Below are 12,813 nucleotides of genomic sequence, written 5' to 3' on the forward strand. Positions count from 1 at the left end.
TCCGGCCGCACTCACCGAATTACCGGCACGGCAAAACAAGCCCATCGCTGTAAGGCGCAAAAAGCGACACGTCAGCGATCGACGATCTTGCCGAGAGTGGTGTTTCAGAGAGTGGCTGCACTCGGGACCGTCCGTATCGAAGTGAACGTCCGGTGCTCCCTGACAGGCAGCTCGAAGAACACTAGACCTCTGTGGGCGACGAGTCAACCCCGGTTGCGCCGGCCGCCTGAGGCGGCAGCTGGAACGCCAGCACCGCCACGTCATCGTCGTGCTCCGCCGTGACGCCCATCGCCCGTAGCAGGCGGGCGCAGACCACGTCGGGAGAGCCGATCGCGCCGGCCAGGGTGCGGGCGAGCAGGCCGAGGCCCTCGTCGATGTCCTGGTCGCGGCGTTCGACCAAGCCGTCGGTGTAGAGGACGCCGGTGGTGCCGGGCAGCAGGCGCAGCGAGTGGGAACTGTGCGAGCCGCCGCCGGTGCCCAACGGCGGGCCGTTCTGCTGCTCGCCCTGCAGCACGGTGCCGTCGGGGCCGCGCAGCATCAGCGGGAGGTGGCCGGCCGACGCGTAGGTGAGTGTGCCGGCTTGGGGGTGGCCCGGGACGGGGTCTCGGGGCGGGTCGTAGACGGCGTAGACGCAGGTGGCGATCTGGTTGGCGTCGATCTCCATGGCGATGCCGTCGAGCAGGCCCATCACCTGGTGCGGGGGCAGGTCGAGCCGGGCATAGGCGCGCACGGCGGTGCGCAGCTGGCCCATCACCGCCGCCGCCCGCAGGCCGCGGCCCATCACATCGCCGATCACCAGCGCGGTGCGGTCGCCGGTCAGCGGGATCACGTCGTACCAGTCGCCGCCGACCGCCGCGTCGGCGCCGCCGGGCTGGTAGGTGGCGGCGACCCGCAGCTCGGCGGGTTGTTCGAGCTTCTGCGGCAGCAGGCTGCGCTGCAGCGTGACAGCCGCCTCGCGCTGGCGCCGCTCGGATTCGCGCAGCCGGGCGGCCACCGCGACCTGGTCGGTGACCTCGGCGGCGTAGATCAGCACCCCGACGGCGGGGGGCGGCTGGCCGTCGCGGGTGGCCGCGGTGCGTTCGGTGGAGCGCAGCGGGACGCAGGAGACGTTGAAGCAGCGGGTCCGGCCGATCACGCCCGGCGGGCCGGCCGCCGGGTCGGCGATGCTGCGCGCCTTCACGCTGCGCCCGCGGCCGCTGCGCAGCACCTGGTCGAGCAGCGGGAGCAGGCCGAGTTCGGCGAGTTCGGGCATCGCCTCCTCGGCGGGCTGGCCGGGAGTGCGGCTGCCGAAGAGCTCGCGGTAGGCGTCGTTGGCGTATCCGAGGCGGTGGCGGGAGCCGTAGGTGACGACGACGGGGGCCGGCAGCCGGCCCAGCACGTCGCGCAGGTCGTACAGCTCGTGCAGGTCGAGCAGCTGGTCGGGGCCGAGCAGGCCGACCGCACTGCCCAGCGGGTCGCGCGGACCGGGCAGCGCGACCGGGTCGTCCGGTGCGGGGGCGGCGACACGCCACGGGGCCCCGGTGAGCCGCGCACTCCAGCGCATGAGGTTCAACCGTCTGTCGCTTTCCTCGGATCCCGGATTGTCGTCACAGTTCGTACTTATGTTTGCACTGGCCGTGACGGGCTGTCACGCAGATCCTGTCAGGTGAAGGTGTCGTTCCGGAAGTCGTACGTGTGTTGGTCGTGTTGTACGGCCCGTCGCGCGGCCGGCGGTCAGCCCACGGTCAGCCCTCCTCCGCGGGGGTGCAGGCCGCCGCCTCGAACTCCGCGCGCGGGTGTTCCACCGAGGCCAGCGACACCGCCTCGCGCGCGAACAGGCCGCCGAGCACCCAGTCGGCCAGCACCCGCACCCGGCGCTCGGGGCTGGGCAGGCCGCGCAGCGTGCGGGCCCGGTGCAGCAGCCAGGCGCGGCGGCCGGTCAGGCTGCCCTTGCGGGTGTGGGCCACCGCGCGGCGCAGGCCGAGCGAGGCGGAGGCGTAGGTCTGTTCGGGCCGGTACGGGCGTGGTGGCCGCCCGGCGGCCGCCGCGAGCAGGTTCTCGGCCAGCAACTCGCCCTGGGCCAGCGCGTGCCACGCGTTGGGCGGACACCCAGCCCCTTCGAGCCCGACCCCCGGTGCGGGGACCGCCGCGCAGTCGCCGGCCGACCAGGCGCCGGGCAGCACCCGCCCGTCGGCGTCGGCCACCTGCAGGGTGCCCAGGCAGCGCACCCGGCCGTCCTCGTCGAGCGGCAGATCGGTGGCGGCGAGCACCGGGGCGGGGCGCACCCCGGCCGTCCAGACCAGGGTGCGGGCCGCGAAGCGGCTGCCGTCCGACAGCGCCATCACCCGGTGCTGGGCGGACTCCAGGGTGGTCCCGAGCCGGATGTCCACGTTCCGGTCGCGCAGTTGGGCCAGGGCGTGCTCGGCGAGCGCGGGGTCGGCCTCGGTGAGGATCCGGTCGCCGGCCTCGACCAGCACCCAGCGCAGGTCGCCCGGCTGGATGTTGGGGTAGCCGCGCAGCGCCTGCCGGGCCATGTCCTCCAGCTCGGCGAGCGCCCCGACACCGCCGTACCCGCCGCCGACGAAGACGAAGGTCAACGCGGCGTCGCGGAGTTCGGGGTCACGGGTGGAGCAGGCCAGGTCGAGCTGGTCGAGCACGTGGTTGCGCAGCGAGACCGCCTCGCCGACCGTTTCGAAGCCGAGGCCGTGCTCGGCCAGGCCGGGGATCGGCCGGGTTCGGGAGACCGAACCCGCCGTCAGAATCAGTTCGTCGTACGCCAGTTCGGCTTCCACGCCGCCGCTCGGGGCCAGCCAGGCGAGTCGGCGGGCGTGATCGATCCGGGTGATCCGGGCGGTGAGCACCCGGCAGTCCGCCAGGGCGCGGCGCAGCGGCACCACGACGTGCCGAGGATCGATCGAACCGGCCGCCACCTCGGCCAGCAGCGGACGGTACGTCAGGTAGGGTGCGGCTTCAACCACGGTGATTTCCGCGCGCCCGGCCCGCAACTCCGCCTGGAGTTCCCGCTGGAGCCGATGGGCCGTGGTCAGCCCCGCGCAACCGCCGCCCACGATCAGGATCCGGATGGTGCCACCCCCGCTCGAATCGGTGTGACCTGGTTCACGCAACCATGACGCCCTGCCGAGGGGCCTCTTGTCCACAGTGCGTACCGGATTCGGGTGGGGTTCACGGGTTCTCCCGGGCGGGGTGGTGCGGGGGTGGTGCACGGGAGGGCGCGCCCGAAAAGCCGTCACCCCGGGTGGTGAATCCATTACGGCCTGATTTACCGTTGGCCGACCAGCCCGACTGCCCGAGCCTGAAACGGGGAAGGGTAGTCCGCGGATGATCCTTCGCCCGTGCGGGAGATGAGCCATCCCGCGCGTCGCGCAGGCGACCACGCGGGCGCCGGGGGGCCGGGGGGGGCTGGGGCTGGACCCGTGCAGGTCACGGACGGCTGCGACGACTTCGCACGAGAGCCCGGACAGGGCTCCTCCGGGGGAGGGTTGGGATTGAACGATCAGGATCACCTGCTGGGCGAACCGGCTGTGCCGCAGCTGGGCACGAGTGCCAGCACCGTGCCGGAACAGCGGGCACCGCTGTCCGTCCCGCACCGACCCGTGGCCGGCCAGGTGCCGTCGGCACCGGTGTCGGAACGGCGGACGGGCGGGCCACGGCTGCGCGTCGACGCGCGACGCAACCTGGAGAGCGTGTTGCGCGCGGCCCGCGAGGTGTTCGGCGAACTCGGTTACGACGCGCCGATGGAGGAGGTGGCGCGACGGGCCGGGGTCGGCGTCGGCACGGTCTACCGGCGCTTCCCGAGCAAGGAGGTGCTGGTCCAGCGGATCGCCGCCGAGGAGGTGGCCTGGCTGACCGCGCGGGCCCGGGAGGCGCTGTACGGGTCGGCCCGGCCCTGGGAGGCACTGGCGGGCTACCTGGCCACCGCGGTGGGCACCGGGGCCGGGCGGCTGCTGCCCCCGGAGGCCTTCGGCTACGCCGAGGAGCTGGCCCGGGTGCCCGAGCAGCGGCTGCCCGCGGACACCGGGGCAGGGACGGGGAGCTGGGCGGGCGGCCAGCCGGTCGAACCGGCCGCCGCGACCGGGGTGCCGGACGCCGACCCGCGGCTGCTGCTGCAGTTACTCGCCGCGCTGGTGGCCCGGGCGGCGGCGGCCGGTGAACTGCGGGCCGGGGTCACGGTCTCGGAGATCGTGCTGGTGCTGACGGCGGCGGTGCCACCGTCGATCGGGCGCGGCGCGGCGGCGGCCGGCCAGGGGGCGGAGCCGTCCGAGCGACTGCTGCGGATCCTGCTGGACGGCCTGCGCGCCGCGTGAGGCGGCCGGGGGCGGTCGACCGTCAATCCGGCGGCAGCCGTCAACCTGGCGTCAACTGGCTGCGCCGGAGCGGGGGAAGCGGACCTCGGACGCTTCCCCGGAAGAGTGGGTCGAGCGGTCCACGACTTCCGGTGCACCCACCGCTATGCCATTCTTTGGCCGTGGTTGGAGCCAATGTCCCGGTGCGCACCGTTCGCGGTGCCGTGACCGCCGCGCACGCCGGAGCAGGCGATGGCGCACTGCAGCACGCCTGTCAGCACTGTGCGCCCCCGGTGCCGGCTTCGCTGCCGACTCCAGTGCCGACTCCAGTGCCGACTGCGGCCCGCGCCGCGGACGGAGCGGGCCGATGACCGCCGACGAGCAGAACGAGCGCGGCGCCGAACACGGCACCGAGCCCGGCGCGGAGCCCGCGACCGGCCAGGTGCCGGGCCAGGCGGGCGCGCCCTCCCGCGAATCGCTCACCGACTCGCCCGACCGCGCGGACACACCCCCGAGCGGCCCGAGCGGCCCGACCGGCACGAGTGCCCCGAGCGGCCCGCCGATCAGCGGCCGGGTCCCCGGACAGGCCGTCGCCGGCCAGGGCGGCGTGACCCCGGAAGCGTTCGTGGCGCATCTCGGCGAGGCCTCCGGTCCGCACGGCGACCTCGACGACGATCCGGAATTCGAGACTCCGCTGGGCCTGGTGCCGCCCCCCGCCGACCCGGTGGACGGCGAGCGCCCGCCCTCCGACGCCGAGCTGACGGCTCTGGTGCGGGCGGGCGACGACAGCGCGTACGAGGAGATCTACCGTCGGCACGCCGAGCCGGTGCGCCGCTACGCGCGCAGCTGCTGCCGGGACAGCTTCACCGCAGAGGACCTGGCCGGTGAGGTCTTCGCCCGCACCTTCCAGGCGCTGAAGGCGGGCAAGGGACCGGAGTTCGCGGTCCGCGCCTACCTGCTGACCGCGGTCCGCAACATCGCCGCCGGCTGGATGCGCGGCGAGCGTCGGGAACAACTGGTCGACGACTTCGGCAGCTTCAGCCAGTCCACCGCCGCCACCTCGATCGAGTTCGACCTGGCCGACCCGGGTGCCGACGCCTGGGCGATGGCGCTGGCCGACCAGCGCATGGTGATGCAGGCCTTCACCGAACTGCCCGAGGACGACCGGGTGCTGCTCTGGCACACCGTGGTCGAGCGGGAGTCCCCGAAGACGGTGGCCGTGCTGCTCGGCAAGACCGCCAACGCCACCGCCGTGCAGGCGCACCGGGCCCGCTCCCGGCTGGCGGCCGGCTTCCTTCAGGCACACGTCTCCGGCAGCCAGCCGCAGGGCTGCGAGGAGTACGCCAACCGGCTCGGCCTGTACGCCCGTGGCGCGCTGCGCAAGCGGGCCGGCACCGAGGTCGGCGACCACCTGCGCGGGTGCGAGCGGTGCACCGCCGCGCTGCTGGAGCTGGTCGAGGTCAACCACGCGCTGCGGCTGGTGCTGCCCGGCGGCGTGCTGGTCTGGGTCGGCGCGGGCACCTTCACGGCGATCGCGGCGGCGCTGGGCGCCGGCGCGGTGGCCGGCGGGGCCGCGGCGGGCGGCGTGGCGGCCGCGAGCAGCGGCACGGCGACGAGCGGCGCGGTGGCGACCGCCGCCGCGGGCACGACGGCAGGCGCGGCCGGCGCGGGCGCAACCACAGCGGGAGCGGCCACAGCGGGAGCGAGCACGGCGGGAGCAGCAGCGGGCACCGGCGCGGCCGGAGCGGGCGCGGCCGGCGGTGGTTCGTCCGGTGGCGCCGCCGCTGCCGCCGGCGAGGGCCTCGGCACCGCCGCCAAGGCGGGCATCGCGGCCGCCGTGGCGGTGGCCACCGTCGCCGCCGTCGCCTACGCGCTGACCGGTTCCCCCGCCCAGGCGCCCCCCGCCGCCGCGCCGCTGCCCAGCCCCAGCGCCCCGGCCCGCCCGACTCCCCCACCCCCGGCCGCGCCCACCCCGACCCCGCAGTCGCCCACCCCGACGCCCACGCCGCCCCCGCCGCCGCCCAGGCACGTCCCGGCGCCGAAGCCCGCCCCGAAGCCCTCACCGACCCCACGGGCGATCCCCTCGGCGACACCGCCCCCGCCGCTCCCCACCCCGCCCCCGGTGCCGACCCCGAGCCTGCCGCCGATCCCCACTCCGGTGGTCCCGACGCCCACGCTCCCCCCGGTGCCGAGCGTGCTGCCCACCCCCGTGGTCCCGCCGATCAGCTACTGGATCGACGAACTCCCGTTCAGCAAGGGCTCGGACCGGGTTCCGCCGCCGGGCCCGACGATCAGCCGCCGGGACAGCAGCGGCTGGCTGCTCCAGCGCCAGAACCTCTGGCTGGGCGGCGCGTCCTACTCCCGCGGGGTCAGCGTGCACGCCCCGTCGACGGTCGCGATCGACCTCAACCGGTCCTGCACCGCCTACGACGGCGTGGCCGGGCTGGACGATCTGACGATCGCACCGGGCGCCGTGCGCTTCACCGTCACCGGCGACGATCAGCTCCCGCTCTGGTCCTCACCCACGCTGCGGCCCGGGGACGCGCCGGTGCCGGTCCACGTGCCGCTGGCCGGGCAGCACCAGATCCGGCTGGTGGTCACGCCGGTGGACGGCTTCTGGTCGGGCGGGAACATCGCGGACTGGGCGAACGCGCGCTTCACCTGCTGACGCCCCTGACGGATCGTCAGACGGCGCAGGCCCCGTCCTCGCACGCTTCACCGTCAACGGCCTGCGCCTGCTCCTCGGCGGCCACCTGCCGCAGCACCTTCAGGAAGGTCTCCGCCTCCTGGCCGCCCTGCACCGCCCACTGCCCCTCGAAGACGAAGGTCGGCACCGCGCTGATCCCCAGCTGCCGGGCCTCGGCGAGCTGCCGGCGCACCTCGTCGGCGCCCTCCTCGCCCGCCAGGTACGCGGTCACCCGCTGCCGGTCGAGCCCGGCCGCAACCGCCACCTCGGTGAGCGCGGCCCGGTCGCCGACGTCCACCCCGTCGCTGAAGTGCGCCTTGAGCAGCGCCTCCTTGAGCACGCCCTGCACCGTCGCGCCGTACTCGGTCTCGGCCAGGTGCAGCAGCCGGTGGCCGAGGAAGGTGTTGGCGTGCAGCGCGGTGTCGAAGTCGTAGTCGATGCCCTCCGCCTTGCCCAGCTCGGTCACCCGGTCGTCCATCGCCCGCGACTGCGGCCCGTACCGCTCGGCGAGCCAGGCGCGGTGCGGGCTGGCGGTGGCCGGGGCGTCCGGGACCAGCTGGTACGGACGGAAGACCACCTCGACCTCGCCCTTGCCCTCGAAGCGCTCCAGCGCCTGGTCGAAGCGGCGCTTGCCGATGTAGCACCACGGGCAGGCGATGTCGCTGTAGATCTCGACCTTCATGGGGGCTGGCTCCTGTCTGCGGGGTCGGCTGAACGTGGAGTGTGAACCGAAATGTCCGACTCCGCATTCCCGCACGGCCGAGCATTTCCGTAGCTGGTCACGGTGCTGCGGGAGTTGACCGTCGCGTCGAGTACGGCCAGGGTGTGAGGCCGAGCCGAGGGGAGTCGCAAGCGATGGCGGACCAGTGCGAGGGTCGGGACAGGTTCCAGGACTTCGGGGATTTCGTGCGGCAGGCGACCGGCCACGCCCCCTATCCGTACCAGGCCCGCCTGGCCGCCGAGGGCCTGCCCGACCTGCTCCAGGCCCCGACCGGCGCGGGCAAGACCGTGGCCGCCGTGCTGCCCTGGCTGCACCGCCGCCTGGTCACCGACCCCGACCGGACGCCGCGCCGCCTGGTCTACGTGCTGCCCGCCCGCAGCCTCGCCGACCGGACCGCCGACCGGATCCGCGAGTGGCTGGACCGCCTCGGGCTCGCCGACGAGGTCGGGCTGCACCTGCTCGCGGGCGGCTCGGTGCAGGACGGCAGCTGGCGGCGGCACCCCGAGCGCACCGCGATCCTGGTCGGCACCCAGGACCTGCTGCTCAGCCGGGCGCTGATGCGCGGGTTCGCGGACAACCGGCGGATGGCGGCGGTCTCCTACGGCCTGCTGCACAACGACGCGCAGTGGGTCTTCGACGAGCTGCACCTGTTCGGCCCGGCCCTCGCGACCGGCGTCCGGCTCCAGCGGCTGCGCGAGCGGCTGGGCACCGCCGCGCCCACCCACACCTTGTGGATGTCCTCGACCTGGGACGCGAACGGGCCGAACGAGCCGGACGGGCGGGTGCTGCGGGTCCGCGCCGGCGCGGGCGGGGCGCGGCGGGTCCGGCGCCTGGACCTCGCCCCCGACCGCTACGTCGAACGGCTGGTCCGCGCGTTGCTCGCCGCGCACGTCCCCGGCACCCGGACCGTCGCCGTGCTCAACACCGTGGAACGGGCCCGCGCCGTCCACCGGGCGCTGACCGCCGAGCGGCCCGCCGTGCTGCTCCACCCGTACGTCCGACCCGGCGATCGCCCCGAGCCCGCCGAGCTGACGGTGACCACCGGCACCGTGGAGGCCGGGCTCGACCTCAGCTGCCGCACCCTGCTGACCGAACTCGCGCCTTGGAGCTCCCTGGTGCAGCGAGCAGGCCGCTGCAACCGTCACGGCGAGTACCCCGGGGGCGGCGACCTGCTCTGGTGCGTTCCGCCGGAGGGCGGCGGCCAACCGGCGGCCGAGCAGTGGCTGGACGCGCGCGAGGGGGAGCCGGTCACCGCCGAGCAGCTCTTCGACGCGCGGATCGCCGAGCACCGCGAGCCGGTGGACGGGCTGGAACGGGCGGAACTGCTGGCGCTCTTCGACACCAGCGCCGAGCCGGCCGCCAAGGTCACTCCCCTGGTCTGCGCGGCGCAGGACACGACGGCGTTCGTCGCCTGGCGCGCCTGGGCTGCCGAGACGGCCGGGGAGACCGCTGGGGAGACCGCCGAGGAGCCCGCTGGGGAGCCCGCCGAAGACGAGCCCGATCCGGGACGCGCCGAGCTCTGCCCCGTGCCGCTCGCCGAGTTGGCGCCGCTGCTCGCCGACGGCCGCGGCTGGCTGCGCGACCAGCTGGACGGCCACTGGCGGCGCGCCGCTCCCGAGGACCTGCGGCCCGGCACGACCGTCCTGCTGGACGCCGCGCGCGGGGGCTACCTCCCGGCAACGGGCTGGACGCCCGCCAGTGCGGCACCCGTCGCGGTGGCCGACGGCCCGCCCGCACCGTCCTGGCTCTTCGCCTGCACCGCATGGGTCAGCCTCGACCAGCACCTGATGGAGACCGAGGAGGAGGCCCGCGCGCTGCTCACCGCGCTGGCCGAACTGCCGGGCCTGGCCGCCGGGCACCGGGACGCCGTCTTCCGCGCCGCCAGGTATCACGACCTGGGCAAGAGCCACGACGCGTTCCAGCAGATGCTGCGCGGTGGCGGCGGCGACCAGCCGCCCGGGCTCCTCGCGAAGTCCAAGGCCCCCTACAACACCGGCGTCAACAGCCGGATGTACTTCCGGCACGAGCTGGTCAGCGCGCTGATCCTGCTGGCCGAGCAGACCGACTTCCTGGTCAGTTACCTGGCCGCCGCCCACCACGGCAAGGTACGGATCGCCGCCCGCCCGGGCCCGGACGAGGCCCCGCTGCTGCTCGGCGTGCGGGACGGGGACCGGACTCCCGAGATCGCGCTGTCGAACGGCGAGCGATTCCCGGCCGGTGTGCTGCGGACCGACGCGTTCCGCGCGCCCTCGACCTGGACCGCACGAGCGGAGGGACTTCGGGATCAGGCGGAGCTCGGGCCGTTCCGGCTCGCCTTTCTGGAGACGCTGGTCCGGGTCGCAGACTGGCGGTCCAGCGCGCGGCATGACGGGCAGGTTCCGAATCCGATCCTGGAGTCGCCGAGTTGATATGTCAGATCGTCATATCGTCAAATCAGACTCGGCGACAGCAGAATGAACAGCAGGACGACCAGGATCACGACTGCGGTGATCGAGACCAGATAGGCCGCGACACGATGCGGGGCATTCGGGAAGACCTCGTCGTCGTCTTCCCCGCTCCGTAGCAGGACGCACGCCACCACCTCGTGGGCGAATACCGAAACGTCGGTCCGGTCGAGTTCCTGCTGTTCTGTCATCTGGAGGGGGCCAATCGACGGAGGGCTGCGGCGAGTTGCACGATTTCGGAGAGCGTGAGCGGCCGGAGTCGGACCAGGATGTCACCCGACGAAGTGATAACCCAACCGTCGCCGAGATCCAGGATTTCCAGGTTGGCGGCGTTGACCGAATCCGTCAATGCCTCGAGGGCGACGACCGCTTGGCGGCGAGGGCTGATCATTTGGCTGCCCCTTCGTGATCATTGCGGGCAGCGGGTGGGCGAACGATCCAGTCAAGGTCGACATCCCACTCGGCGCCGCCGCGTTCCGGCCGCAGGTAGATCAGGCGGCCGACCCGGTCCATCAGGACGCCGAGCCGGTCGTTGAGCGCGTCGAAGACCAACTCGCCCTTTCGGGTGGGCAGGTAGGGGTGGGTGGGGGGCTTGGCATCGCCCGGGCGGATGATCGGATAGACCGGGGTCATCCGACGGGCCGCCTCGGGCCGGCCGCCGCAGTTCGCGGGGCATTGGCACTCGGGCATCAGCCGGTCCTTTTGATGATCCATCATATTACTTTCTCCGTGGCGCAGTTGAGCGGATGAATTTCACGCTCTGTGCCTCAAGCGTTGCGCTTCGCGGCTAGCCTGGGAAGGAGCGGGCCGTTCCACGTCCGCGAGTGGAAACACGGAGGAGTCGTCGCCATGGCCTTCCAGCCTCGCCCCCTGTTCCCGGAGCGTTCGGCGCGGGATCTGTACGGAGCGGATCTGCGGCGGTACCGCGAGGCGGCGGGGATGTCGTTGTCGCAGCTGGGCGAGGTGCTGAAGTTCTCGAAGGCGCATCTGTCGCGGATCGAGACGGCGGAGTCGCTGCCGCCGGAGGGGCTGTCGGAGAAGCTGGATGCGGCGTTCGGGACGGATGGGCACTTCACCAGGCTGTATCCGCTAGCGATCCTGGAGCAGTTCCCGGACCGGTACAAGCGGTACATGGAGTTGGCCGCGCAGGCGGTCGTCCGCGAGAGCTTCACCGAGATCGTGCCAGGCTTGCTTCAAACTCCAGACTACGCAGAGGCAATCATGCGTTCGGGCGACCCGTTCGCAACCGATGAAGAGATCGAGCAGAAGGTCGCTGCCCGACTCAAGCAACAGGAGCGCCTCCGCAGCGCCAACCCACCGCGGTACTGGTTCATCCTGGATGAGGTGGCCCTGCGCAGGCCAGTTGGTGGACCCATCGCCATGCGCGACCAGATGCAGCGACTGCTGGACGCCGCACGGCCACCGCACCTGACAATCCAGGTTCTGCCCTTCAGCGCTGGTGCTCACTCCGAGATGGGCGGGTCACTCGTGCTGCTGACGCTTCCGGGAGGACACGTGGTTGCGTACGAAGAAGGCAGCAGGACAGGCTCGTTGATCGAGAAATCGGAAGACGTCGCGAAGCGTCGCGCGTACTACGATCACTTGAGGGCGCTTGCCCTGTCGCCCGAGGACTCCCTGGCGACGATCGGCGCGACACTGAGGGGATTCGACCATGCAGCTCGCCCAGTGGCGGAAGAGTAGCTACAGCAACGGAGACGGCGGCGACTGCATCGAGGTCAACGACACTGCACCCGGCCAGGTCCGTGACTCCAAGGACCCCGAGGGCCCGTTCCTCACGTTCCCTCCCACCGCCTGGCAGGCCTTCGTGGACGCCACCTCCACCGGCGAGTTCAACCGATGAGCACCTGGCGCAAGAGCAGCCACAGCAACCCCGACGGCGGCGCGTGCATCGAGGTCAACGACGCCAACCCCGGCTGCGTCCGCGACTCCAAGGACCCGAGCGGCCCGTTCCTCGCGTTCCCTTCCACCGCCTGGCAAGCTTTCGTGCACGCCACCTCCACCGGCGAGTTCAACCGATGAGCACCTGGCGCAAGAGCAGCCACAGCAACGGTGACGGCGGCGAGTGCATCGAGGTCAACGACGCCACCCCGGGCCAGGTCCGCGACTCCAAGGACCCCGAGGGCCCGTTCCTCACGTTCCCTCCCGCCTCCTGGCAGGCCTTCGTCCGCGCCACCTCCACCGGCGAGTTCACCACCCGCTGACTCCTCCCGCCACGGCCGTGCCCGACTCCTCGGGCACGGCCGTCATCGTGTCATCACCGTCAGCTATGGTGTCGTTCGTATCGAACTGATAGCCGAGCGTTACGGGGGACTGGTGTCCGGGGTGGGGTTGACCGAGCGTCTGGCGGCGTTGCACGCGGGGCGGGTGGATGGGCCGGCGCTGCTGGCGGCGTTGCGCGCGGCGTTGTTGCTGGCGCCGACCGATAACGGTGAGCCACTCGCGGGGGACGCGGACGGGGTGCGCTGGTTGTACGCGTTCACCGACGAGTCGACGCTGGCCCGGTTCGCGTCCGCGCGTGGCCTGGACGGCGAGGTGGACTACCTGACGGTGCGTGGCTCGCGCCTGCTGGATGTGGCGTTGCCGGCGCTGGGCGTTCCGGCGGGGGTGGCGGTGGATGTGGCGGGTCCGGCGCCGTTCCTGCTGCCGGCTTCGGCGGTG

General features: G+C 73.1%; 13 protein-coding genes and 1 pseudogene. 8 read left to right on the plus strand and 6 right to left on the minus strand.

Features of this window, described 5'->3' with window-relative positions; genetic code table 11:
- Positions 1–217 precede the first annotated feature (217 nt).
- Together ABH937_RS37650 and ABH937_RS37655 are read right to left on the minus strand one after the other, a co-directional pair.
- Positions 218–1,552: pseudogene (locus ABH937_RS37650) on the minus strand (PP2C family protein-serine/threonine phosphatase); the annotation flags it as partial.
- A gap of 172 nt (positions 1,553–1,724) precedes the next feature.
- Entirely contained in the window at positions 1,725–3,104 is a 1,380-nt protein-coding gene (locus ABH937_RS37655) for an NAD(P)/FAD-dependent oxidoreductase (protein WP_280694099.1), read from the minus strand.
- A 381-nt stretch (positions 3,105–3,485) separates the two neighbouring features.
- On the opposite strand from ABH937_RS37655, the gene ABH937_RS37660 reads away from it, so the two are divergent.
- Together ABH937_RS37660 and ABH937_RS37665 are read left to right on the plus strand one after the other, a co-directional pair.
- Positions 3,486–4,304, plus strand: coding sequence for a helix-turn-helix domain-containing protein (locus ABH937_RS37660; protein WP_280694098.1), 819 nt, complete (start codon positions 3,486–3,488; stop codon positions 4,302–4,304).
- 346 nt (positions 4,305–4,650) lie between these two features.
- The gene (locus tag ABH937_RS37665; protein WP_280694097.1) at positions 4,651–6,951 is read left to right on the plus strand and encodes a sigma-70 family RNA polymerase sigma factor; all 2,301 of its coding nucleotides are present in this window, start codon (positions 4,651–4,653) and stop codon (positions 6,949–6,951) included.
- 16 nt (positions 6,952–6,967) lie between these two features.
- Here the strand turns inward: ABH937_RS37665 and ABH937_RS37670 are convergent, their stop codons facing one another.
- The gene (locus tag ABH937_RS37670) at positions 6,968–7,651 is read right to left on the minus strand and encodes a DsbA family oxidoreductase (RefSeq protein ID WP_280694096.1); all 684 of its coding nucleotides are present in this window, start codon (positions 7,649–7,651) and stop codon (positions 6,968–6,970) included.
- Between the two features lie 173 nt (positions 7,652–7,824).
- Between ABH937_RS37670 and ABH937_RS37675 the strand changes: the two genes are divergently transcribed.
- On the plus strand, positions 7,825–10,098 hold the full coding sequence (locus ABH937_RS37675; RefSeq protein ID WP_280694095.1) for a CRISPR-associated endonuclease Cas3'': 2,274 nt from the start codon (positions 7,825–7,827) through the stop codon (positions 10,096–10,098).
- 20 nt (positions 10,099–10,118) lie between these two features.
- On the opposite strand, the gene ABH937_RS37680 is transcribed toward ABH937_RS37675, so the two are convergent.
- The 3 genes from ABH937_RS37680 to ABH937_RS37690 are packed head-to-tail and all read right to left on the minus strand — an operon-like array spanning position 10,119 to position 10,767.
- The gene (locus tag ABH937_RS37680) at positions 10,119–10,325 is read right to left on the minus strand and encodes a hypothetical protein (RefSeq protein WP_280694094.1); all 207 of its coding nucleotides are present in this window, start codon (positions 10,323–10,325) and stop codon (positions 10,119–10,121) included.
- Positions 10,322–10,525, minus strand: coding sequence for a hypothetical protein (locus ABH937_RS37685; protein WP_280694093.1), 204 nt, complete (start codon positions 10,523–10,525; stop codon positions 10,322–10,324). Before ABH937_RS37685 ends, ABH937_RS37680 begins: the two co-directional genes overlap by 4 nt.
- The gene (locus ABH937_RS37690; RefSeq protein WP_280694092.1) at positions 10,522–10,767 is read right to left on the minus strand and encodes a hypothetical protein; all 246 of its coding nucleotides are present in this window, start codon (positions 10,765–10,767) and stop codon (positions 10,522–10,524) included. The genes ABH937_RS37685 and ABH937_RS37690 overlap by 4 nt, the downstream gene beginning before the upstream one ends.
- Positions 10,768–10,983: 216 nt before the next feature.
- Between ABH937_RS37690 and ABH937_RS37695 the strand changes: the two genes are divergently transcribed.
- The 5 genes from ABH937_RS37695 to ABH937_RS37715 all read left to right on the plus strand — a co-directional run.
- The gene (locus tag ABH937_RS37695) at positions 10,984–11,835 is read left to right on the plus strand and encodes a helix-turn-helix transcriptional regulator (RefSeq protein ID WP_280694091.1); all 852 of its coding nucleotides are present in this window, start codon (positions 10,984–10,986) and stop codon (positions 11,833–11,835) included.
- Positions 11,807–11,995 (plus strand): DUF397 domain-containing protein, encoded by a 189-nt coding sequence (locus tag ABH937_RS37700; RefSeq protein ID WP_280694090.1) that lies wholly within the window; start codon positions 11,807–11,809, stop codon positions 11,993–11,995. Before ABH937_RS37695 ends, ABH937_RS37700 begins: the two co-directional genes overlap by 29 nt.
- Positions 11,992–12,174 carry a DUF397 domain-containing protein gene (locus ABH937_RS37705; RefSeq protein WP_280694089.1) on the plus strand — a complete coding sequence of 61 codons (183 nt, stop codon included), beginning with the start codon at positions 11,992–11,994 and terminating at the stop codon, positions 12,172–12,174. Before ABH937_RS37700 ends, ABH937_RS37705 begins: the two co-directional genes overlap by 4 nt.
- Positions 12,171–12,356, plus strand: a complete 186-nt coding sequence (locus tag ABH937_RS37710) for a DUF397 domain-containing protein (RefSeq protein WP_280694088.1) — start codon at positions 12,171–12,173, stop codon at positions 12,354–12,356. The genes ABH937_RS37705 and ABH937_RS37710 overlap by 4 nt, the downstream gene beginning before the upstream one ends.
- A gap of 127 nt (positions 12,357–12,483) precedes the next feature.
- On the plus strand, positions 12,484–12,813 hold a 330-nt coding region (locus ABH937_RS37715; protein WP_370220812.1), incomplete at its 3' end, for an SseB family protein.

Origin of the sequence: Kitasatospora sp. GAS1066B (assembly GCF_041262605.1) — a bacterium.
Taxonomy (GTDB): Bacteria; Actinomycetota; Actinomycetes; order Streptomycetales; family Streptomycetaceae; genus Kitasatospora.